This window comes from Alsobacter soli, assembly GCF_003004785.1.
GTDB classification, from domain to species: Bacteria; Pseudomonadota; Alphaproteobacteria; order Rhizobiales; family Beijerinckiaceae; genus Alsobacter; species Alsobacter soli.
Genome location: NZ_PVZS01000006.1, coordinates 90,276 through 111,624 on the forward strand (window position 1 = coordinate 90,276; position 21,349 = coordinate 111,624).

17 protein-coding genes are annotated in these 21,349 nt (G+C 67.1%); 9 read left to right on the forward strand and 8 right to left on the reverse strand.

Annotated features, from left to right (window positions below):
- Positions 1-54 precede the first annotated feature (54 nt).
- The 3 genes from SLNSH_RS07000 to SLNSH_RS07010 all read left to right on the forward strand — a co-directional run bounded on the left by SLNSH_RS07000 (position 55) and on the right by SLNSH_RS07010 (position 1,884).
- Positions 55-513 carry a cupin domain-containing protein gene (locus tag SLNSH_RS07000; RefSeq protein ID WP_106335963.1) on the forward strand — a complete coding sequence of 153 codons (459 nt, stop codon included), beginning with the start codon at positions 55-57 and terminating at the stop codon, positions 511-513.
- A 745-nt stretch (positions 514-1,258) separates the two neighbouring features.
- Positions 1,259-1,585: a hypothetical protein gene (locus SLNSH_RS07005; RefSeq protein WP_106335964.1), complete on the forward strand. Its 327-nt coding sequence runs from the start codon at positions 1,259-1,261 to the stop codon at positions 1,583-1,585.
- A gap of 8 nt (positions 1,586-1,593) precedes the next feature.
- Positions 1,594-1,884 (forward strand): GNAT family N-acetyltransferase, encoded by a 291-nt coding sequence (locus SLNSH_RS07010; RefSeq protein WP_106335965.1) that lies wholly within the window; start codon positions 1,594-1,596, stop codon positions 1,882-1,884.
- Between the two features lie 11 nt (positions 1,885-1,895).
- On the opposite strand, the gene cimA is transcribed toward SLNSH_RS07010, so the two are convergent.
- The 3 genes from cimA to cysS all read right to left on the reverse strand — a co-directional run bounded on the left by cimA (position 1,896) and on the right by cysS (position 5,385).
- Positions 1,896-3,491, reverse strand: a complete 1,596-nt coding sequence (cimA, locus tag SLNSH_RS07015; RefSeq protein ID WP_106335966.1) for a citramalate synthase — start codon at positions 3,489-3,491, stop codon at positions 1,896-1,898.
- Positions 3,492-3,506: 15 nt separating this feature from the next.
- Positions 3,507-3,635 (reverse strand): hypothetical protein, encoded by a 129-nt coding sequence (locus SLNSH_RS25565; RefSeq protein ID WP_280954459.1) that lies wholly within the window; start codon positions 3,633-3,635, stop codon positions 3,507-3,509.
- Between the two features lie 304 nt (positions 3,636-3,939).
- Positions 3,940-5,385 carry a cysteine--tRNA ligase gene (gene cysS, locus SLNSH_RS07020; protein WP_106335967.1) on the reverse strand — a complete coding sequence of 482 codons (1,446 nt, stop codon included), beginning with the start codon at positions 5,383-5,385 and terminating at the stop codon, positions 3,940-3,942.
- Between the two features lie 426 nt (positions 5,386-5,811).
- On the opposite strand from cysS, the gene SLNSH_RS07025 reads away from it, so the two are divergent.
- A complete protein-coding gene (locus SLNSH_RS07025; protein WP_146140212.1) occupies positions 5,812-6,138 on the forward strand; it encodes a hypothetical protein in 327 nt (108 codons plus the stop codon).
- Between the two features lie 57 nt (positions 6,139-6,195).
- Here SLNSH_RS07025 and SLNSH_RS07030 read toward each other — a convergent pair whose 3' ends face one another.
- Positions 6,196-6,714: a CreA family protein gene (locus SLNSH_RS07030; protein WP_106335969.1), complete on the reverse strand. Its 519-nt coding sequence runs from the start codon at positions 6,712-6,714 to the stop codon at positions 6,196-6,198.
- Between the two features lie 182 nt (positions 6,715-6,896).
- Between SLNSH_RS07030 and SLNSH_RS07035 the strand changes: the two genes are divergently transcribed.
- The 3 genes from SLNSH_RS07035 (at position 6,897) to SLNSH_RS07045 (ending at position 12,648) form a co-directional block, all read left to right on the forward strand.
- Complete coding sequence (locus SLNSH_RS07035; protein ID WP_106335970.1) at positions 6,897-10,133, forward strand: ATP-binding protein; 3,237 nt, start codon at positions 6,897-6,899, stop codon at positions 10,131-10,133.
- Entirely contained in the window at positions 10,133-11,371 is a 1,239-nt protein-coding gene (locus SLNSH_RS07040) for an EAL domain-containing response regulator (RefSeq protein WP_106335971.1), read from the forward strand. Before SLNSH_RS07035 ends, SLNSH_RS07040 begins: the two co-directional genes overlap by 1 nt.
- Before the next feature lie 74 nt (positions 11,372-11,445).
- Complete coding sequence (locus SLNSH_RS07045) at positions 11,446-12,648, forward strand: DUF2865 domain-containing protein (protein ID WP_146140213.1); 1,203 nt, start codon at positions 11,446-11,448, stop codon at positions 12,646-12,648.
- Between the two features lie 22 nt (positions 12,649-12,670).
- On the opposite strand, the gene gltX is transcribed toward SLNSH_RS07045, so the two are convergent.
- A complete protein-coding gene (gltX, locus tag SLNSH_RS07050) occupies positions 12,671-14,017 on the reverse strand; it encodes a glutamate--tRNA ligase (RefSeq protein WP_106335973.1) in 1,347 nt (448 codons plus the stop codon).
- A 169-nt stretch (positions 14,018-14,186) separates the two neighbouring features.
- On the opposite strand from gltX, the gene SLNSH_RS07055 reads away from it, so the two are divergent.
- Positions 14,187-15,014: an outer membrane protein gene (locus tag SLNSH_RS07055; RefSeq protein ID WP_106335974.1), complete on the forward strand. Its 828-nt coding sequence runs from the start codon at positions 14,187-14,189 to the stop codon at positions 15,012-15,014.
- Positions 15,015-15,082: 68 nt separating this feature from the next.
- Here the strand turns inward: SLNSH_RS07055 and SLNSH_RS07060 are convergent, their stop codons facing one another.
- The gene (locus SLNSH_RS07060; RefSeq protein WP_106335975.1) at positions 15,083-16,468 is read right to left on the reverse strand and encodes a class II 3-deoxy-7-phosphoheptulonate synthase; all 1,386 of its coding nucleotides are present in this window, start codon (positions 16,466-16,468) and stop codon (positions 15,083-15,085) included.
- Between the two features lie 248 nt (positions 16,469-16,716).
- Here SLNSH_RS07060 and SLNSH_RS07065 point away from each other — a divergent pair, with 248 nt between their 5' ends.
- Positions 16,717-17,517 (forward strand): L,D-transpeptidase, encoded by an 801-nt coding sequence (locus SLNSH_RS07065; RefSeq protein ID WP_106335976.1) that lies wholly within the window; start codon positions 16,717-16,719, stop codon positions 17,515-17,517.
- An 894-nt stretch (positions 17,518-18,411) separates the two neighbouring features.
- Here the strand turns inward: SLNSH_RS07065 and SLNSH_RS07070 are convergent.
- Together SLNSH_RS07070 and gorA are read right to left on the reverse strand one after the other, a co-directional pair.
- A complete protein-coding gene (locus tag SLNSH_RS07070) occupies positions 18,412-19,833 on the reverse strand; it encodes a pilus assembly protein (protein WP_106335977.1) in 1,422 nt (473 codons plus the stop codon).
- Positions 19,834-19,964: 131 nt separating this feature from the next.
- The gene (gene gorA / locus SLNSH_RS07075) at positions 19,965-21,326 is read right to left on the reverse strand and encodes a glutathione-disulfide reductase (RefSeq protein WP_106335978.1); all 1,362 of its coding nucleotides are present in this window, start codon (positions 21,324-21,326) and stop codon (positions 19,965-19,967) included.
- Positions 21,327-21,349: the final 23 nt, after the last annotated feature.

Consider the following 21,349-nt stretch of genomic DNA (forward strand, 5'->3'; position numbering starts at 1 on the left):
ACGAAGCGCGCTTGAATGCTTGCAATCCGTCATTGCAACCATCGGGAGAGATCCATGGCTGCCATTCCCCAAAACGCCGCGCGCATTCCCGCCGAAGCGCAGCACGCGTCCGCCGCGCCGACCTGCCGCAAGGTCCAGCCGGGGGCCGAATTCACCGGGAAGCAGGCGCTGGCGTACAAACCCGGCATCTCGGCCGAGAGCGTGGGGTCCAAGCACCTGCACATGCAGATGCTGACCATTCCGCCCGGCGGACGCGCCAAGGCCCACAAGCACGAATCCCACGAGACGGCGATCTACGTTCTCAGCGGCCACTCGGCCATGTGGTACGGCCCCGAGCTCGAGCACCACATGGAGGTGGGCGCAGGCGAATATTGCTACATTCCCGCCGACGTGCCCCATTTGCCCTACAACACGAGCCAAACCGAGCCCTGCGTGGCGATCATCGCCCGGACGGACCCAAACGAGCAGGAAAGCGTGGTCCTCATGCCTGAACTCGACAGGCTGCGGAGCTGACCAGGTGGCGCCGCAGCATCAATGCTGCGCTGCGGCGCCATCCTTTGGTCCGAGTCCGGTGGCGTCCTTTGGGGCTTCGCAGAAAGCGGAGCGCCTTCCGATGCAGAATTGCTTCTCGCAATGGTTGGAGGCCGTAGCCCGGCACTGTCATGACGGCCAGCGTCATCTCGTCCACGCGGACCGTCTCGTTCTTCGCGATTGGTTCGTAGACGGAATTCCACCCCAGGAAGCCGCCTTGCGCCTCGCGCGCTGCGTCGATGACGCAGCGGCCCCGCCGAGCTTCGGCGATCCCATGACGATCCGGTCCGCCGCCTAGGGCTGACGCCCTGGCTCAGTGCGGATACGGGCTCCCCAGGGCTTCGCCAGCCCTGGTGCACGTCATCGCTGCCCTCCTCGCCGAGACAGCCTTGGCGCTTCTCGTCATTGCGAGGAGCGCAGCGACGAAGCAATCCAGGGGCGCCTGGCGCGCCGGCCCCGGGGGTTGGCGCCCTCCCCGGCTGGATTGCTTCGCTGCGCTCGCAATGACGAACCATCACCCCGTCCTGGCCGAGTTCGTCCGGACCATGCACGGAGGCTCGCCTTCACAAGACATTGAGGCAGGAAAGAACGGCTACATCATCACTTGCCTGCGGAGCAAGTCTTGACCCTGCCCGACAAGGCACAACATCACAGTTCGCCAATGAAGCGGAACACGAGCCGCTGCCAGGAGTTTATGTCCCGAACAGCGTACGAGAGGAGACAAGAAATGATCTCGAACACTCGAAAGGCGCTTCTTGGGCTCGCGGCTATCGCTTCGGTCGGCGCCATGGCGGCTCCGGCGCAGGCTCAGTGGCGTCACGGCGGATACTATGGCGGCTACCGTCACCACGGCTGGAACGCCGGCGGCGCCGCCGCGGCTGGCCTCGTCGGCGGCCTGGCGCTTGGCGCGCTCGCGACCCGTCCGGCCTATGGCTATGGCTACGGCGCCTACCCGGCCTATGGCTACGGCTATGGCGGCTGCTACATCGAGCGTCAGCGCGTCTACGACGCGTGGGGCCGTCCGATGATCCGTCGCGTGCGGGTCTGCGACTGACGCGCATCATGACGTACCGGCTCACCCACGATCATGCCCTGAGACGCTTTGACCTGTGGGACGAGTCGACCCCGGTCGCCCACGCTCTTTACGAGGAGCGGGGCGACCGACTCGCGATCTACCACACGGAAGTCCTCCGAAGCCTGCGCGGACGCGGAATCGGGGGCGAACTCGTGGCCCGGGTTCTTGACGAGGTCCGCAGCACGGGCAAAGGCGTGATTCCGGCTTGCCCATTCGTGCGGGAGTTCATGGCGCAGAACCCGGAATACGGCGACCTGCTCGGCGAAAAGCCGTCCTAGCCTTCCGCCCCCTAGCCTTCCGCCCCGCATTTCAGGAGCCGATAGCTGATGCTGTCCGTGAGCGCCTGGAACGAGGCGTCGATGATGTTGGCCGACACGCCGACCGTGGTCCACCGCTCGCCCTGGCCGTCCCCGCTCTCGATCAGCACGCGGGTCACGGCGTCCGAGCCGCCCTGGAAGATACGGACCTTGTAGTCCAGCAACTCCATGTCCTCGATGAAGCGCTGGTACTTGCCGAGGTCCTTGCGCAGCGCGAGGTCGAGCGCGTTCACGGGGCCGTTGCCTTCCGCCGCCGAGATCAGGGTCTCCCCCGCGACCTTCACCTTCACGGTCGCCTCCGAGAAGGTCACGAGGTCGCCCACCGCATTGTAGCGGCGCTCCACGTTCACCTTGAACCGCTCGATCGTGAAGAACTCCGGGACCTCGCCCAGCACCCGCTTGGCCAGCAGGAAGAACGAGGCGTCCGCGCCCTCGTAGGCGTAGCCCATCGCTTCCCGTTCCTTCACCTCCTCCAAGAGGCGCGCGATGCGGGGATCGTCGCGATGCACATCGATCCCGAGCCGCTCCAGCTCGGCCAGCACGTTCGACTTGCCCGCCTGGGTGGAGACCAGCACGACGCGGTGGTTGCCCACCGTCTCCGGCGGCACATGCTCGTAGGTGCGCGGGTCCTTCAGCACGGCCGAGGCATGGATGCCCGCCTTCGTGGCGAAGGCCGAAGGGCCCACATAGGGCGCGTGCCGGTTGGGCGCCCGGTTCAGCAACTCGTCCAAGGCCCGCGACACCTGGGTCAGCGTGGCGAGGCCCTCGTCCGTCACCCCGATGACGAACCGCTCGGCGTAGCCGGGCTTCAGCTTCAGCGTCGGGATCAGCGTCGCCAGGTTGGCGTTGCCGCAGCGCTCGCCCAGCCCGTTCAGGGTGCCCTGGATCTGTCGCGCCCCGGCGCGCACCGCGGCGAGCGAGTTCGCGACCGCGTTGCCGGTATCGTCGTGCGCGTGGATGCCCAGATGCTCGCCGGGGATGTGCGCGGCGACCTCGGCGACGATCCGCTCGACCTCGTCCGGCAGCGTGCCGCCGTTGGTGTCGCACAGCACGATCCAGCGCGCGCCCGCCTCGTAGGCCGTCCGGGCGCAGGCGAGCGCGTAGGTCGGGTTCGCCTTGTAGCCGTCGAAGAAGTGCTCGCAGTCGAGCATGGCCTCGCGCCCCGCGGAGCGCGCCGCGGCGATGCTGTCGCGGATGCCCTCGAGGTTCTCCTCCAGGGTGCAGCCGAGCGCGACGTGGACGTGGTAGTCCCAGCTCTTCGCCACGAAGCAGACCGTGTCGCAGTCCGCCTCCAGCAGCGCGGCGACGCCAGGGTCGTTCGTAGCCGAGCGGCCGGCCCGCTTGGTCATCCCGAAGGCCGTGAAGCGGGCGTTCCGGGTCCTTTTCTGCTCGAAGAAGCTGGTGTCCAGCGGGTTCGCGCCAGGATAGCCGCCCTCGACATAGTCCACGCCCAGCCTGTCGAGCATGGCCGCGATCTGCAGCTTGTCCTCGATCGAGAAGTCCACCCCCGTCGTCTGCGCGCCGTCGCGCAGGGTGGTGTCGAACAAGGTGAGTCTCTCGCGGGACATGGCGGCGATCCTGGGTCAGATCAGGTTGTAGGCGCGCAGCGCGACATAGAGCGCGAAGGCGACGATCAGGAGCTTCAGCACCACGAGCCACCACAGGCGGCGAAGGCCGAAGCCGGAGGACGGGCGACGGGAAGGTTCAGTCATGGCTGCGCCCTCCCGACAGGCGCTCCCCCGTCCTTGCGAGGAGCGCAGCGACGAAGCAATCCAGGGGCAAGGAACGCGGACGTCTGAACAAGAACCTGCCCAGTCCCTCTGGATTGCTTCGCTGCGCTCGCAATGACGGGGGTGAGCGTCCCCTCGTCAGCGAAGCCCGGCAGGGCTGCGGAGCGGGCGAATGCCGAACCCTCGTCATGGCCGGGCTCGACCCGGCCATCCACGCCCTGGCCCAGCGCGTCGATCCCCGGGACAAGCCCGGGGATGACGGCGAGGACGTGAGGCGCAGCGGGGCTCACCGCTTCACCTCCCAGGTGGTCACGGCCTCGCCGGTGGCCGGATCCTTGCCGTCCTTGAGCTGGATGCCCATGGCGGCGAGCTCGTCGCGGATGCGGTCGGACTCGGCCCAGTTTTTTTGGCGGCGGGCTTCGAGGCGGGCGGCGATAAGGGCGTCAATTTCGGCGCGGAACTCACCCGAGATCTTGTCTGCCCTGTTCCAGCGAACCCCCAGCAAATCAAGAGAATTGTGAAGCAGGTCGAACTTTTCAAATGCGTGCACGGGATTGACCATGAGTTCCGCATTAGCTTCGTTGGCCAGCAAATGAAGCTCGGCGAATGCTTTCGGGGTATTGAGATCGTCCAGGAGGGCTTCCAGGAACGGCAAGTGTACGGCGTCGGTGTGCGGCTCGCGGTAGAACCATGCCGAGAATCGCGAAAGCGTACGCTCCGCCTCTTCCAGCGCCTTCACCGTCCAGTCGATCGGCTGCCGGTAGTGGGTCTTCAGCATCGCGAGGCGCAGCACCTCGCCAGGCCAGGTGCGCCCGCCGAACTTCTCCGTCGCCAGCAACTCGTGGATCGTCACGAAATTCCCGAGCGATTTGGACATCTTCTCGCCTTCCACCTGCAGGAAGCCGTTGTGCATCCAGACATTCGCCATGACGCTGTGGCCGAAGGCGCAGGTGGACTGGGCGATCTCGTTCTCGTGGTGCGGGAACACGAGGTCGATGCCGCCGCCGTGGATGTCGAAGGTCTCGCCCAGGAAGGCGCGGCTCATGGCCGAGCACTCGATGTGCCATCCGGGCCGACCCAGCCCCGCGATGCCGCAGGGCGACGGCCAGCCGGGCTCGCCCGGCTTGGAGGGCTTCCAGAGCACGAAATCGGTCGCGTCGCGCTTGTAGGGGGCCACGTCCACGCGGGCGCCGGCGATCATCTCGTCCAGGGTGCGGTTGGCGAGCGCGCCGTAGCGCGGCAGGACGCCGTCGGCGGCGTCCATGGCGGCGGGCGAGAACAGCACGTGGCCCTCGGCGACATAGGCGAAGCCGCCGGCCACCAGCCGCTCGATGATCGCCTTCATGCCCTCGATGTGCTCGGTCGCCCGTGGCTCGTGGGTGGGCGGCAGCACGCCCAGGGCCGCGATGTCGGCATGGAACTGCGCGGCCGTCGATTCGGTGACCTTGCGGATCGCCTCGTTGAGAGGCAGGTCCGGGTAGTCTCGCGCGGCGCGGTCGTTGATCTTGTCGTCCACGTCCGTGATGTTGCGGACGTAGGTGACGCGCTCCGCCCCGTAGACGTGCCGCAGCAACCGGTACAGCACGTCGAACACGATCACCGGGCGGGCGTTGCCGATGTGGGCGTAGTCGTAGACGGTGGGCCCGCAGACATACATCCGCACGTTCGCCGGATCGATCGGGGCGAACGCCTCCTTGCGGCGGGTCAGCGTGTTGTAGAGATTGAGCGACATGCGGTTCCACCCTCGCCAGTCTGGCTGGGGATCCCGCTCCGAGTTGTCACACTAAGACGGCTCCAGCCAGCGATGACGCTAGCTGCAAATGATCACGATCGAGATAACGGTCGTCGGAGCCATGATGGCGGCACCATGATGCGCAAACCGCCCTTCCGTCAAGCGACTTGCCGCATTGGTAAATGGACGGTGTGCGCCCCGGGCCACAGGTCCACCGCGGGTTTGCGGCGAAAAGGTGAAACCCGCGCCGGCGTTCTTGATTGTGCGTCCTGTAATCAGCTACCTCGGCCCGTGTTTCCGGTTTCTTGACCTTGGTGATGTGCTTTCTCACACCGCCAGGAACCGCGGGCCCGTTAACGTGATTGATACCCCGAAATAGACACTCTCGTAACCGCGTCCGCCCCCCAGCACCCCTCGAGACTGATGATGTCCCTTCGTCGCACTCTTCCGGCTGCCCTGCTTGCCGCCACTGTCGTGGCCGGCGGTTTCGCAGGTCTTTCCAGCACCATTCCCGCGGCCGCCCAGGGCGAGCGGTCGTTCCTGATCCCGGCGAACGACGGCTACGGCGTGGCCGACTGCCTCGCCTCCGGCGGCGGATGCGGCAGCATCGTCGCGGACGCCTGGTGCGAGGCCCATGGCCTTGGCAAGGCGGCCCAGTATGGCCCCGTGGACCCGACCGAGGTGACGGCTTCCATCGGCGGCGCCAAGGTCGTCCCCGCGGCCAGGACCTATTCGGTCACCTGCGCCGAATAAGCGGAACAGCCGTCCGATACAGCGAGGGGGCCGAGAAGGCCCCCTTTTTCTTGGCGTCTACTTCTCGACCCAGTCGGCGCATTTCGGAGCGTCGGCACCCGAGCCCCACGGCATGATGGGCACCGCCGACGTGGAGTTCTGCGGCGATCCCTCGATCAGACGATCCGTGTAGACCAGGTAGACCAGCGTGTTCCGCTTGGCGTCGCAGCCGCGCACGATCTGCATCTTCTTGAAGATCAGCGAACGGGACTGGCGGAACACCACGCTGCCCTGCTCGAACTTCTCCTTGAACGAGATCGGCCCCACCTGCCGGCAGGCGAGCGACACCTCGGAGCGCTCCTCGGCCACGCCGAGCATGCCCTTGACGCCCCCACGCTCCGGCACGGTGTAGAAGCAGGCCACGCCCGCCACGCCCGGATCGTCGATGGCGTAGGTCGCAAGCTTGTCGTCTGGCGTCAGCATCTTCCATACTGTGGACTTCTTGAAGACGACTTCGGGCTCCTGCGCGTGGGCAGCGCTCACGGCCAGCAGGGCCGCGAATGCCGCGACTGCACCTCGAACGACGCGTGTGATCATGTGGCGAGCACCTCCGTGAGCGTCATATGGGATCGTCGCCCCGGAACGGTAGGAGACCGGGCCGTCAAAGTGGTGAACGCGCCGTAATCTCTCCTCGCAACTACTTCGAGACGATTTAATCAGTTTTGAACCCGTAAGTTGTATTTCGATGGGAAGCAGGTTGCAAAGCTGGGGTCCGGCAGGTGTGGGTTTCGTCCAAGGTCAGGTCCGTCTTCAACAGCACCGCCGTGCTCGGCCTGACCATCATCGCCCTGATCTGGGGCGCAACCCTCTTCCACCTGCGCGAGGAGCGGCGCCAGGCCCTCGAGGCCTCCGAGCAGAACGTTTCGAACTTGTCGCGCAGCTTCGAAGAGCACGTCATTCGCTCGATCGAGGAGGTGGACAAGACGCTTCTGCTCCTGCGCGCCGCCTACGAACGGGATCCGGCGAAGTTCGACCTCGTCTCGTTCACCAGCAACCCGCATTTTCTGAACAGCCTCATCTTCCAGGTCACGTTGATCGGGCCCGACGGATACATGGTGGCCAACAACCTGGGGCCGCCTGCAAGCCCGGTCGACCTGCGCGACCGCGAGCACTTCCAAGTGCATCTGCAGCGCGCTGCAGACGAATTGTTCATCAGCAAGCCCGTTCTCGGGCGCGCATCCGGCAAGTGGTCGATCCAGTTGACCCGCCGGGTGAGCAACCGGGACGGAAGCTTCGCCGGCGTCCTCGTCGCTTCCTTGGACCCCTACCATTTCTCCCGATTCTATGAGGCGATCGACCTCGGCAGCGCCGGCACCGTCACCCTCGTCGGAACGGATGGAATCATTCGCGCCCACAAGGGCGGCTCCGGCGAATTCCTCGGGAAGTCGCTGGCGGTCAGCCCGTTGTTCAAAAGCCTGGAGAGCGCGTCCGCAGGGACCTATGTGGCGGCCAGCGCTTTGGACCACCAGGACCGGCTCACGGCCTATCGCCGGGTGAAGGGCTTCCCCCTCGTGGTGAGCGTCTCGATCCTGGCCGCCGACATCTATGCGCACACACGCGCCCATGTGCTCCTTCCGGTCGCTCTCGCGCTGACTGCGCTGGTGGCGGCCGGCATGGCGACGGGCGCGCGCAACCGGCGCCGACTGCAGGGCGCACGCGACGCACAGCGCTCAAGCGACGAGGTCGCCCGCCGCAAGTCCACCGAGCTGGAGATCACGCTGGAGCACATGAGCCAGGGGATCATGATGGTGGACACCAACCGGCAGGTGGCCGTCATGAACCGGCAGGCCGGAGAATTGCTCGGCCTGCCCGAACATCTCGTCCATGGGCGTCCGAAATTCGACGATCTCCTCGAATGGCAGAGCCGCTCTGGGGAGTTCGATGGCGACACGGATCTTTTGGCGTGGGTCAAGAAGGGCGGGATATCGGACGGACCGGATCTGTATCAGCGGACGCGTCCCAATGGTCTCGTTCTCGAAATTCGAAGCACCCAACTGGCGGACGGCGGGGTTGTGCGCACCTACACGGACGTGACGGCCCGGGCCAAGAGCGAGGCCGAACTGGCCGAGGCGCGCGATCGCGCCGAGGCGGCGTCCCGGGCCCGCGCCATGTTCCTGGCCATGATGAGCCACGAGATGCGCACGCCTCTGAACGGCGTCATCGGAATGGCGAGCCTCCTGGCGGCGACGCCGCTGGACGCCGAACAGCGGCGCTACGCCTCAACCATGCAGGAATCCGCCGAGCACCTGCTCCAGATCATCAACGACGTTCTGGACCTGTCGAAGCTCGAAGCCGACCGCCTCGAACTGCGGGAGGAGCGGTTCGACATCCGCAAGCTCGCGCATGGTGTTCTGGCGATGCTCGCGCCGGCAGCCGACAAAAAGGGCCTCTTCCTCGGCGTGATGGTCGAAGACCACGCGCCGCAGTGGGTCACCAGCGATCCGGCCGTGCTCAGGCAGATTCTGCTCAACCTCGCCGGAAATGCGGTCAAGTTCACGGAGCGGGGATCGGTCCTGATCCGCATCGGGCTGGAAGGAACGGAGGCGGATCGGGATCGGCTGGCCATCACCGTGGAGGATACGGGCATCGGCATCGCCGCCGAAGATATCCCGCTCCTGTTCCGGGAGTTCAGCCAACTCGGAGACGCTGCGCCGCGCTCAACCGGCACAGGCCTCGGGCTCGCGATCTGCCGCAAGCTCGTCGACAGGCTCAATGGCTCGCTGGAGGTGCGGAGCGCGCCAGGCCATGGGAGTCGGTTCCGATTCACGGCCAGGGTCGTGGCCTGTGAGCCCGCCGCGGATGCCTCGCCCTTGCTGGGTCGGAAGGCCCTGGTGCTCGCGGCGGATGCGGGAGCCCGGGCCTGCTATGGGCAAGCCCTGGCACGAGCCGGCGCCACGATCGAAGCGGCGTCGGACGCCGCGTCCGCTCATGCGATCCTGGCCAAGACCCCTGTGGACACCGTGATCGTTGACGACGCGGCGCTTCCGGGCGCCCTTGAGCAGATCGCCCAGGCCGTCCGCCACCTGCGCCCCCGAATGGTGCTGGTCACGCAATCCCGGCCGAGGGAGACTTCGCCATGCGGCGCGACGCCGACGGCGGACGTCGTCCTGCACCGGCCGGCCGAACCCGATGCCCTGGTCTCGGCGGTCCAGGGCCACACCGTCGAGCCCGCTCTCCCAGTAGACATGCCGCAGCAGGCGGCTGCCGACGCCGCGGGCCTGTCGATCTTGATCGCCGAGGACAACAGCACCAACCGGATGGTCCTCGAAGCCATGGTCCGCAAGCTCGGACATCGCGCCACGACGGCCGAGAAGGGCGCTCTTGCCGTAGAGGCCGTGCAGGCCGCGCGCTACGACCTCGTGTTCATGGACGTGATGATGCCCGAAATGGACGGCCTCGAGGCTACCCGGGCCATCCGCGCATTGCCCGGGCCGGAATGCACGACGCCGATCATCGGCTTGACCGCCAACGCCCTGCCGGAGAACGCCTCTGCGGCGCGCGCGGCCGGCATGGATGACGTCGCCACGAAACCGATCACGGGCCAAAAGGTGGCCGCCCTCATCGAGCGCATGTCCCGTCGCATATCCCTTCCGATCCCGGCAGAATCGTCGGCCCTGAACGAGTTCGACGCCGCGACGCTCGACCGCTTCGTGGGCGAACTCGGAGAATCCGCCGCCCGCGAGATCGTGGGCGTCTTTCTCCGGGATACGGGCAGCAGGATCGACGAGATGGCGCGGAACCGGAGCAACTTGACGTCGCTCGCCCGGGATGCCCATTCGATCCGCAGCGCAGCGGCGGCGCTGGGGTTGTTCGGGGTGTCGGCTAGCGCCGAGGCTCTCGAGGCCAGCGCCTCGGTCATGTCGCCTCAGGCGCTCGCGGCCGCCGTCGCCGCGTTGCGGGACGCCTTCGGCCGGGCCCGAACCGCTCTTCCCGAAAGCCTCCGTGGAGCCGCCTGATGTCCTCGCCCGAAGCACGCCGGCGTGCGCTCATCATCGACGACGACGCCATGCAGCGGCTCCTGATCGGATCCGTGGCCCGGATGGCCGGCTACGAGGCCGACACGGTCGCGACCATCTCCGAGGCCGTCGGCGCGATGCGCCAGCGGGCCTACGACATTGTCGCCGTGGACCTCTCCCTGGGCGACCAGGACGGCGTGGAGGCGATCCGCCTCGTCGCGGAGACGGGGCAGAAGCCTGCATTGCTGGTCATCTCCGGGCTGGACGATCGCATCCGCGACGGCGCGCTCCGGTTCGGGCAATCGGTGGGCCTGCCCGCCTTCGGCAGTGTTCGCAAGCCGGTCGACGTCGCGCAACTTCGGGTTCTCCTCCAGGGAGACCTGCCGGCGCCGCTCTCGCTCGCCGCAAACAGGGCTTCCGCTACCCTGACGCGCGAAGCCCTGGCGGAGGCGCTCGCATCGGGTGAGATCAAGCCGCACTACCAGCCCAAGGTCGACCTCGCTTCAGGACGGATCACCGGGGTCGAGGCTCTAGCCCGGTGGACGAGCCCCATCCATGGCCTGCTGTCGCCGGGCGCCTTCGTCCCCTTCGCCGAACAGGAGGGGCTCTCGTCGGAGTTGACCGACGCCATCTTGCGGCAGGCCGTCCGCGACGCGGGCGTGTGGGCGACCGCGCACCCCAATGTCAGCGTGGCCGTCAATGTCACGGCCGGCGCTCTGCTCGACCTCGATTTTCCCGACCGTGTCGAGGAAACGCTCGCGGAAGCGGGGCTTTCCCCCAGCCTGTTGACGGTGGAAGTCACCGAATCCGTCGCCCTGGGCGACGATCCACGGGTCGGGGACGTGCTGACCCGCCTGCGCATCAAGGGCGTCGAACTCTCCCTGGACGACTTTGGCACGGGCTACGCTTCCCTGAGTTCCCTGCTGCGGATGCCGTTCAGCGAACTGAAGATCGACCGGACCTTTATCCAGGCCGCCGACCAGGACGAATATGCGTGGAAGATCGTGCGAGCCACGCTTTCCCTGGCGCGGGAATTCGGCATGAAGACGGTCGCGGAGGGCATCGAGACGGAGACGGTGGCGGAGCGCCTCCGCCAGGCGCGCTGCGACGTGGGCCAGGGCTACCTGTTTGCACGCCCCAAGCCCCTGCCGATGCTCCTGGACCGGCTCGAGCGCGCGCCCACGGCAACCGCTCTTCCGCATAAGGTCCTGCCCGATCCACATTTTCGGCGTCATTGACCTTCTTATGTCCGTGGTCCAACCATCGTGATGCGATTCCGCAGGGTCGCGGAGACCCGCGGGGACTGGGACCGATGATATCGACCTTCCGACTGGCTCAGGCCGCGGGCGCAATGCTGGCGCTCGCAGCAGCCGTGGCGCCTGCTGCAGCCCAGCAGCCTGCGTCCCAGCAGGCCTATTGCGACAGGCTCCGAGCCGACATGGCGGCTCTCGACCGCGCCGGCCCCCCTGGTGGCCAGAGGCAGCAGATCGCCGAGCAGATGCAGCGCCAGCGCGCCGAGGTGAACCGGACGGTCGCCTATGCGCGCTCAATCGGGTGCCAGCGCCAGCGCTTCCTGTTCTTCGGCGAGGGCCCACCGCCCGAGTGCCCGTCCCTGGAAGCCAAGATCAACAGCCTGGAGGCCGGGCTCGCGCAACTCGATGCGCAGTTGCAGCGCGCCGGTGGCGGCGGGGAGGCTCAGCGCGCCTCGCTGGCCGCCGCCTATGACGCGAATTGCCGCGGCGTCGCCCCGGGCCAGGCCGCAAACCGCCAGCCCGGCCTCTTCGAGCAGCTGTTCGGCAGCCCGGGCGAGGAAGTCCCGCCCATGCAGGAAGACGGCCAGCCGGCGCCGGCCGCGCCCGAGGGCCCGCCCGGCGTGGCCGCGGCCGGCAAGACGCTGTGCGTGCGCAAGTGCGACGGCTTCTATTTCCCGATCAGCCAGTACGCCAGCCGGGTCCGGTTCGAGCTCGACGCCAGCCTGTGCCAGGCCTCCTGCCCCAACGCCGAGGTGGAGCTCTTCGTGCAGCCGGCCGGCCGCGAGGCGAATGAGGCGGTGTCCCTGGCGGGCACGCCCTACACTTCGCTGCCCAACGCCTTCCGCTACCGCAAGACCTTCGATTCCTCCTGCACATGCCGCAAGGACGGCCAGAGCTGGCAACAGGCCCTGGCGGAAGCGGAGAAGCTGATCGGCGGCCGGGCCGGGGACGTGACGGTCACCGAACAGCAGTCGCAGGAAATGGCGCGCCCGCAGGCCGCCCCGGCGCCAGGCCAGAAGCCGGCGACCAAGGGCAAACAGTCCGCGCCTCGCGCCGCGGCGCCCACGGCGGACGCCAGCGGCGGCATGGCCGTGGATCCCTCCACACTGAACCCGGGCGCCGCGACCCCGTCCGCGCCGTCGCAGCGGCGTCCGTCCGCGCCGGCCGGAGGGGCAGGCATCCGTTCGGAGCCCCTGCCGCCAATGGCGCCCCCGGTGGTCGTGCCGCCCGCCGGCGTTCCCCGCAGCCTGCAATCCCAGTAGGGAGGCGCGGAGCCGGTCCCGCCTAGGCGACCGCCCCGCCCAGCCGGCCAAGGGCGCGCTCGCGCCCGATCAGCGGCAGCATGGCCTTGAGCTCGGGCCCATGGTCGAGCCCCGTGAGGGCGAGACGCAAGGGCATGAACAGCGCCTTGCCCTTGCGGCCGGTGGCCTCCGCAACCGCGCGGGTCCATGCGCCCCAGGTTTCGTCGCCCCAGGGCTCGGGGGGCAGCAGGGCCGCCGCCGCCTCGCAGAAGCCCAGGTCCTCGATGACGGGGGTGACCGGTCCGCGCGCCACCGTCGCCCAGGTCACGACATCGTTGAAGACGCTGCAATTGCCGCGCACGGCGAGCCAGAATCGATCGTCGGCCGGCGCGCCCAGCTCGCGCAGGCGATCGGCGACGTCGGCGAACTCCAGGTGATGGAGCACCTTGGCGTTCAGGGCGTGCAACTCGGCTTCATCGAAGCGCGCCGGCGCGCGCGAGAGCCGCCCGAGGTCCACCAGCTGCGCCAACTCCTCGAGGCTGCGCACCGGCCGCACGGCTTCGGCCGACCCCACGAGCACCGCCAGCGCATCGACGGCCAGGGGCTCGATCCCCTGGTCCCGGAGCGATCCCAGCGACAGGTGGCCAAGGCGCTTGGACAGCCCCTCCCCGCTCGCCGTCGTCAGCAGGTTGTGGTGTCCGAAGGCCGGCGCGCTCCCAGGGCCGGCGAGGGCCTCGATGATCTGGATCTGGACCGCCGTGTTGGTGACGTGGTCCTCCCCCCGGATCACGTGCGTGACGCCCAGGTCGACGTCGTCCACCACGGAGGGAAGCGTATACAGGTAGGTGCCGTCCGCCCGGATCAGCACCGGATCGGACAAGGAGGCGCCGTCCACGTGACAGGGCCCGCGCACGAGGTCGTCCCACTCCACCGTTCGGTGCTCGAGCAGGAATCGCCAGTGCGGCTTGCGCCCCTGCGCCTCGAAGGCGCGCTTCTCCTCGTCCGTGAGCTTCAGGGCGGCGCGATCGTAGATCGGCGGCAGCCCGCGCGCGGCCTGGCGCTTGCGGCGCCGGTCCAGCTCGTCCTCCGTCTCGTAGCAGGCGTAGAGCCGCCCCGCGGCGCGCAGCCGATCGGCGGCCGCATCGTACAGGGCCGTCCGGTCGGACTGCCTGACCACCAGGTCCGGGCGGATGCCCAGCCACGCCAGGTCAGTCGCGATGGCGTCGGCGTATTCGGCCTTGGAGCGCTCCCGGTCCGTGTCGTCGAATCGCAGGATGAAGCGGCCCCCATGATTCAGGGCGAAAAGCGCGTTCAGCAGAGCCGGACGCGCATTGCCGATATGTAAGCGGCCGGTCGGGGACGGGGCGAAGCGGACGACGGGCTGGGTCATGGGCCGCTTATGGCGGACCAGCCCGCGGCGCGCAACGGCGGAAAGGGCCTCGCGAGGTCGTTTCGGGCTAACGAAACCCGGCGCTTAACCGGGAGGTAAGGTTACCGCTTTAACATTCGTCTAGTCGAATTCGGGCGGAAGCCGCCCCTCACTGGCAAGGGTTCTCCCCATGCGTATCGTCGCCCTGGCCGCGCTCGTCGCCGCCGCCGTTCCCACCCTCGCCCGTGCGGCCGATTACCTGCCGCTTCCGCCCGTGAGCCACATCCCCGGGCCGGCCCCCGAGTTCAACTGGGAAGGCCTCTACGGCGGCATCCACGTCGGATACGACTCCGGCGACTTCAGCGCCTCGAACCTCGGTCGCGAACTCTCCATCATCGCCTACAAGGACTACGAGATCGCTCCCCAAGCGACCAGCCTCGTCCACCTCGGCTCAAGCTCGCGCCAGACCATGAGCCTCGGCGGCTTTGTCGGCCAGAACTGGTCCTTCGACGACGCAGTCTTCGGCGTAGAAGCGGAGTACGTCCGCCCGAAAAGCAAGCTCGTCGGGTCCTCCTATTACGACTACAACTATCTCATCGGCCTGAGCGCCTTGGATCGTTGGGCCGTCGCCGCGACGGCCACCGGCGGCGCCGGGGCGACTGACTACGGGATTCTCAAGATCCGCGGCGGCTACGCGATGGGCCGGTTCCTCCCGTTCGCCGGCATCGGTCTCGCCGTTGGCCGCCTCGAATCGGTTGGATATCTAAACGGGGTCATTCGACAGGACACCCGCAACCAGGCGACGGATCCCTGGACGATCGGAGCCCCTATCCCGATATCCGCCGCGATCAAGAAATCCGGCTACGCCCCCGGCCTCGCGCTTTCGGCCGGCGTCGACTATGCGCCAGTCGACAACGTCTTCCTGCGGGCCCAGTACCAGTATGTCGGCTTCGCCGACTTCAAAGGCCAACGCGTTCAGTTGAACACCGTTTCCCTCGGCGCCGGCGTCAAATACTGACGCCCACCCGCCCCAAAACAAAAAACGGCGCCGCGAGGCGCCGTTTCCGTTTCAGCCCTGCGCGGAGATCACTCCGCCGCTTCCACCATCGGCCGGCCGCGCGCGAGGCGCTCGCGCTTGAGCTGCTCGGCCACCAGGAAGGCCAGCTCAAGCGCCTGCTCGGCGTTGAGGCGCGGGTCGCAATAGGTGTGATAGCGGTCGTGCAGGTCGGTGTCCGAAATGGCCCGGGCGCCGCCGGTGCACTCCGTTACGTTCTTGCCGGTCATCTCGAGATGGATGCCGCCCGCATGCGTGCCCTCGGCGTGGTGCACGGCGAAGAAGTCGCGCACCTCGGCCAGGATCAGGTCGAACGGCCGGGTCTTGTAGCCGGTCGCGGCCTTCACGGTGTTGCCGTGCATCGGGTCGCAGGACCACACCACCGTGCGCCCTTCCCGCTTCACCGCCCGCACCAGCGGCGGCAGGAACTCCGCCGCCTTCTCCGCGCCGAAGCGGCAGATCAGCGTCAGCCGCCCGGCCTCGTCCTGCGGGTTCAGCAGGTCGATGAGACGGATCAGCTCCTCCGGCTTCAGCGAGGGGCCACACTTGAGGCCGATCGGGTTCTTCACCCCGCGGCAGTACTCGACATGGGCATGGTCGGGCTGGCGCGTGCGGTCGCCGATCCAGATCATGTGGCCGGAGGTCGCGTACCAGTCTCCCGTCGTCGAATCGACGCGGGTCATGGCCTGCTCGAAGCCGAGCAGCAGCGCCTCGTGCGAGGTGTAGAAGTCGGTCGAGCGCATCTCCGGATGGGCCTCCGGGTCAAGCCCGATCGCCCGCATGAAGTCGATGGTCTCGGTGATGCGCTCCGAGAGCTCCTGATAACGGCCCGACTGGGGGCTGTCCTTCACGAAGCCCAGCATCCAGCGATGCGCGTTCTCCAGGTTGGCGTAGCCGCCCGTCGCAAAGGCGCGCAGCAGGTTCAGGGTCGCGGCCGATTGGCGGTAGGCCTCCAGCTGGCGGCGCGGATCCGGGACGCGGGCCTCGCTCGTGAAGTCGATCCCGTTGATGATGTCGCCGCGGTAGCTCGGCAGCTCGACGTCGCCGACCTTCTCGTTCGGGGCGGAGCGCGGCTTGGCGAACTGGCCGGCGATGCGGCCCACCTTCACCACGGGCGACGAGCCCGCGAAGGTCAGCACCACGGCCATCTGAAGGAAAAGGCGGAAGAAGTCGCGGATGTTGTCGGCCGAATGCTCGCCGAAGGACTCGGCGCAGTCGCCGCCCTGCAGCAGGAAAGCCTCGCCCGCCGCGACCTTGCCCAACGCCCGCTTGAGCTTGCGCGCCTCACCTGCAAAAACCAGCGGCGGAAAGCCGGCGAGCTGCGCCTCCACGGCCTTCAGCTCATCCATGTTCGGATAGGCCGGGACCTGCTGGATCGGCTTGTCTCTCCAGCTCGAAGGCGTCCAACGCTCGCTCATCACCCTCTCCTCCATCATCCACGCCCTGCCGGGCCGCGGAGGGTGTTCGTTCTCGGGAAGCCGGCCTTATACAGAACAGGCGCAGCTTGCGCCACCCGCTGATCTGTCGAACGATCCACTTTGGGACAACCGTGGCCTTGCCGCCAAGATTCAGCCGAATCCGCGCGGCAAGAATTTCGCAACGGATTACGTGGCGTGCGCGTTGTCGCGGCGCAAAACTGGTGACACGAGCGTAGAAGGGGGCCGTCATGCCCGGGATGGATCGCAGAACCGTCTTGTTGGGAGCCGCCGCCGTACTGATGGGAGGGCGAGAAGCCGCTGCCCAGACCTATTGGTATCCGAGCCGGCCGCAGGACGACGTGGAGCAGCTCTACGGCCTCTATCCCGCGCCGCGGCGCCGCGCGCGCCCGCCGTCGGGCGAGGCCCCCGCCGACTCCCTCTATGGCCCGATCAGCGGAGAGCCCTATCCGGTGCCCGGCCTCCGGCCGAATACGGTGCCAGCCGCGTTCCACCGGCGGACCATTTCGTATGACGGCGGCGAGGCGCCCGGCACGATCATCGTCGATCCGCACAGCCACTACCTCTACCTCGTCAACGGCGACGGCACGGCGATCCGCTACGGAGTCGGCGTCGGCCGCAGCGGCTTCGGCTGGTCGGGCGTCGCGGATATCCGCAACAAGCAGGCCTGGCCGGACTGGTATCCCCCCAAGGAGATGCTGGATCGCCAGCCGGAGCTGGCCGCCAAGATGTCGGAACTTCGAAGCGGGATCGGCATGCCGGGCGGCCCCGGCAACCCGCTCGGCGCGCGTGCGCTCTACCTGTGGCAGGGCAACAAGGACACGCTTTATCGCATTCACGGCACCGTCGAGCCGTGGACCATCGGGAAGAGCGTCTCGTCCGGCTGCATCCGCATGATCAACCAGGATGTGATCGACCTCTACGACCGCGTCCCGACGGGCACCAAGGTGATCGTCACCGGGTCGGCCATGCCCACCGCCAAGGCGCGCCCGCGCCGGCGCGGGCCTGAGCAGGCTGACGCCTGGCTCTAGAGGGATCACGCACGTTGCGCCCCGAGTCGCCGGACGAGCCTCGTGGCGGCCCAGGCTTAGGCCGCCACTACCTAGATCGGTCAGCAATCCCCACGGATTATCTGGAACACAGGATCAGCGGATTATCACCGCGTTAACCTATGAAAAGGGCGACGCGTATGTTTCACTGTATCAGCCCTGGTGGAGTTTCGACGCCGGGTGCAGACTGCGGCGGCGGTTTGAACGCCTGGGGTCAGGCCCTCAAGAGCGCTCACAACCATCTCGGCCGCCGAATGTCGAGCGACGGGGCTTCGGCGCACCCGTCAGCCACCGGCGGAATGCGGCCGCGGTTGGTGAGGCCTGAAGCCCAGCCGCTTGCCAACCACGCCCACGGCCTCGGTTACCGGAGCGAGACCTCCAGGCACTGCCGCCCCTCCGACTGGAGCAGAGCCTTCTCCCCGCACTGCTCGCATGGCGGCAAGCCATCCACAACGCCTCTGGATCCCGGCAAGAGCCCGCTGCCAGGCGGGTGGACTGATTTCAAGCCCGTCGACAGCTCGGCGCGTCAGGTTTTCGATCAGGCCACCAGGAACCTGTTAGGCGTTCGCCTGGATCCCCTCTCGGTCCGGGAGCAGGTGGTCGCAGGCAGGAACTACCAGTTCCTCTGCAGCTCTACTCCGATTGTCCCTGGAGCTGCGGCAACCAAGGTCCTGGTCAATATCTACCAGCCACTGAACGGCGCGCCCACAGTAACGTCGGTCACGCCGTATTCGCCATGAGGTTCGGCGTTTTTCGCTCGCCCGGGGCAGCGATGTCGCACTCATAAAAGAGAAAGCCCCGTCTGCGAATGGCTCGGCGGGGCTTTCGTCATGGCTCATGGCCTGGGGCAGTTCCGTGCGGGTGAAAAGCTCCGGATCACCGCCCCAGATAGGTCGTCTGCAACGACGTCGCGATCTGCGAGAACACGCTGGTGAGCATGGAGGAATTCGTCGCGTCGAAGTAGTGATCGCCCCCGGAGGCGCAGTTCTGCAGCATGGTCTTGGCGTCGGCGTCGTCCACCATCAGGGCGATGCTGTAGATCTCGATGCCCTTGGCCTTGATGTTGGCGCACAACTTCTTCGTATAGTCGTCGGCCTGGGAGCGGTTCGTGCCGTCGTGCATGAGGGAGCTGGCGTTCAAGGACTTGGTGTTCACGCCGTCAGTCATGAACACCATGACCTTCCGCGGCATCTTCCCGTTGGGATCGTAGGCGGCCCCCTCGCTGAAAGGTTGGTCCGGCGACAGAACGTTCAGTCCCCAGACGAGACCTGCTGGAAGATAGGTTTCGCCCTGCGCGGTCAACGCGCTGATGCTTGACTTGAGGAGCCCGTAGTTGGTCGTGAGCGGCTGGATCGGGCTGGCGCATGCCCCCGGCGTGCCGTTCGTCTGCGTCATGATCGCCGCGTACGGCGTCGACGGCTTGTCGTCCGAGAGGTTCAGAGGATGGGGCCGGGATTTGACGCAGCCGTTCCACTTGTACCAGTAGTCGGCGCAAGTGGTTTGTGTGCACTGCTCATACGGCGTGCCATACTCGACCTGACAGTCATTCGAGTACCATGTGTACGGGATACCGTCGTTGTAGGCGATATGCGAGTTCTTCACGCAGTTGTAGTATCGAACCACCGGAGTGACGGTTTTGCAGGAGCCAGGCGTGCAGCTGTTCTTGCTGTAGTCGGTGGCCCCGCTGATCCAGGGCTGGTTGCGGTTTGACATCCCCACGTTGACGTATTGCGCGAAGGGCACCACGCCGATCTTCACGTCCGCCTTGGTGTCCTTGGTCAGCGTGTCGATCATGGAGTTGGCGGCCGACTTCAGGGTCGTCAGCTTGTTCTTGCCGGGCTCGTTCATCGACCCCGTGGTGTCCAGCACCAGCGCCAGTTCGACGCTTCCCGTCACAGCCCGAAACGCCTGGGCCACGGCCGAAATGCCGGTCACGTCGTTCCCGAACCGCGACATAAATTCGTTCTTCACGGTCGTGCTCGTCTGCACGGTGACAGACTTGCCGTCGGCGGACAGGGTGGCCTTAATGTTGAGATTACCGAGGAAGGCGTATCGGTCCTGCACTTCCGAGTTGATGATCTGCTCGGCGGTGTGCTGCACCTGATCGGCCGTGTATTTGGGGTTCGCCACGGCCAGTGCGGTCGAGTCGGTGATCGACTGCAACGCTGCGCGCGAGGAACTGGCCCGGGAGTAGTCCACCGCCGCGCCGATCGCGATGACGAGCGGAACAAACAGGACCGCAAAAACAACCGCGACAGCGCCGTCGGCATCGCGGCGGAAATGGTGGGGCGTGCGCACGCTGTAGCTCCTGACGCCACAATCTGGCGTTGAAACTACAGAGCTCCGCTCGCTTTTCAGTTAATTTGATCGGAGAATTTCGCGCAAAACGTGTGTTTTGAGATCTTTGGTTGTACGCGCCTCTATGACGTCTAATCGGAAACCGGCGTCCGCATCGTCACGAGTTCCTCGGCCGCCGTGGGATGAACGGCCATGGTCATGTCGAAATCGCGCTTGGTGGCGCCCATGCGCACGGCGATCCCCAGGCACTGGATCATCTCGCCGGCTCCCTCCCCCATGATGTGGACGCCGAGCACGCGGTCGGTTTCCTTCTCCACGACGATCTTCATGAGGGTCCGCTCCTGCGCGCCCGAGAGGGTCGCCTTCATGGGCCGGAACGAGGTCTTGAAGATGGTGACCGGGCAACGGGCTCGCGCCTGGGCTTCCGTCAACCCCACCGTGCCGATCTCGGGCGTGGTGAACACGGCCGAAGGCACAAGGCCGTGGTCGACCTCCGTGGGCCGCCCCGCATAGACCGTGTCCGCGAAGGCGTGTCCCTCGCGGATGGCCACCGGCGTCAGGTTCACCCGGTTGGTCACGTCCCCCACGGCGTAGATGGACGGAACCGAGGTTTGCGAGAGGCGGTCCACCCGCACGGCGCCACCGGCGTCGAGGTCCACGCCCGCTTCCAGCAGGCCAAGTCCGGCGGTGTTCGGAATGCGGCCGGTGGCGTAGACGACGCGCTCGCAGGCCACTGACGTGTCGTTGGTGAGGTTGACCGCGATGTTCCCTAACCGCCCGTCGATGCTGGCGATCTCCGTCCGGGTGATCACCTTGACGCCGCAGAACGGCAGCTGCGCCATGAGCGCATCCCGGAGATCCTCGTCGAACCCGCGCAGCACCTTGTCGGCGCGGAGCACCAGGGTGACCTCGCTGCCCAGGCGTCCGAGCAGGCAGGCGAACTCGACCGCGATATAGCCCCCGCCCGCGATCACCACCGACTTGGGGAGGCTTTCCCACTCGAAGATGTCGTTCGAGGTCTCGACGAGGCCGCAGCCCTTCATGGCGTCGGGCACGAATGGGTGGGCGCCGACCGCGATCAGGATCCGCTCCGCCGTGATCCGCCGACCATCGGCCAGGAGCCGCACCGTGTGCGCGTCCTCGATCACGGCCCGGCTCGCGACCGCCTGCGCCCCGGAGCGCTCGAGATTGGCCCGGTAGGCGTTCTCGAGCCGGAGGATCTCCTTGTCCTTGGCCGCTTTCAGGGCCGCGAAGTCGAACGAGGGCTCAGGCGCGGTCCAGCCGAAGCCGGCGGCCTCCTCGAACTCGGCGGCGAACCGGCTGGCGTAGACATAGAGCTTCTTGGGCACGCAGCCGCGGATCACGCAGGTGCCGCCGATCCGATGCTCCTCGGCCACCATGACCTTGGCGCCGTGGCCGGCCGCGATGCGGGCGGCCCGGACGCCTCCGGATCCCGCGCCGATGACGAAGAGATCCACGTCGTAGCCCGACATCCCGTCCTCCACCTGCTATCCGG

What these genes read in the sequence shown, in the direction of transcription:
- SLNSH_RS07000 (WP_106335963.1), top strand. Translation starts at nt 55, where the DNA reads ATGGCTGCCATTCCCCAAAACGCCGCGCGCATTCCCGCCGAAGCGCAG.
- SLNSH_RS07005 (WP_106335964.1), top strand. Translation starts at nt 1,259, where the DNA reads ATGATCTCGAACACTCGAAAGGCGCTTCTTGGGCTCGCGGCTATCGCT.
- SLNSH_RS07010 (WP_106335965.1), top strand. Translation starts at nt 1,594, where the DNA reads ATGACGTACCGGCTCACCCACGATCATGCCCTGAGACGCTTTGACCTG.
- cimA (WP_106335966.1), bottom strand. Translation starts at nt 3,491, where the DNA reads ATGTCCCGCGAGAGACTCACCTTGTTCGACACCACCCTGCGCGACGGC.
- SLNSH_RS25565 (WP_280954459.1), bottom strand. Translation starts at nt 3,635, where the DNA reads ATGACTGAACCTTCCCGTCGCCCGTCCTCCGGCTTCGGCCTTCGCCGC.
- cysS (WP_106335967.1), bottom strand. Translation starts at nt 5,385, where the DNA reads ATGTCGCTCAATCTCTACAACACGCTGACCCGCCGCAAGGAGGCGTTC.
- SLNSH_RS07025 (WP_146140212.1), top strand. Translation starts at nt 5,812, where the DNA reads ATGTCCCTTCGTCGCACTCTTCCGGCTGCCCTGCTTGCCGCCACTGTC.
- SLNSH_RS07030 (WP_106335969.1), bottom strand. Translation starts at nt 6,714, where the DNA reads ATGATCACACGCGTCGTTCGAGGTGCAGTCGCGGCATTCGCGGCCCTG.
- SLNSH_RS07040 (WP_106335971.1), top strand. Translation starts at nt 10,133, where the DNA reads ATGTCCTCGCCCGAAGCACGCCGGCGTGCGCTCATCATCGACGACGAC.
- SLNSH_RS07045 (WP_146140213.1), top strand. Translation starts at nt 11,446, where the DNA reads ATGATATCGACCTTCCGACTGGCTCAGGCCGCGGGCGCAATGCTGGCG.
- gltX (WP_106335973.1), bottom strand. Translation starts at nt 14,017, where the DNA reads ATGACCCAGCCCGTCGTCCGCTTCGCCCCGTCCCCGACCGGCCGCTTA.
- SLNSH_RS07055 (WP_106335974.1), top strand. Translation starts at nt 14,187, where the DNA reads ATGCGTATCGTCGCCCTGGCCGCGCTCGTCGCCGCCGCCGTTCCCACC.
- SLNSH_RS07060 (WP_106335975.1), bottom strand. Translation starts at nt 16,468, where the DNA reads ATGAGCGAGCGTTGGACGCCTTCGAGCTGGAGAGACAAGCCGATCCAG.
- SLNSH_RS07065 (WP_106335976.1), top strand. Translation starts at nt 16,717, where the DNA reads ATGCCCGGGATGGATCGCAGAACCGTCTTGTTGGGAGCCGCCGCCGTA.
- gorA (WP_106335978.1), bottom strand. Translation starts at nt 21,326, where the DNA reads ATGTCGGGCTACGACGTGGATCTCTTCGTCATCGGCGCGGGATCCGGA.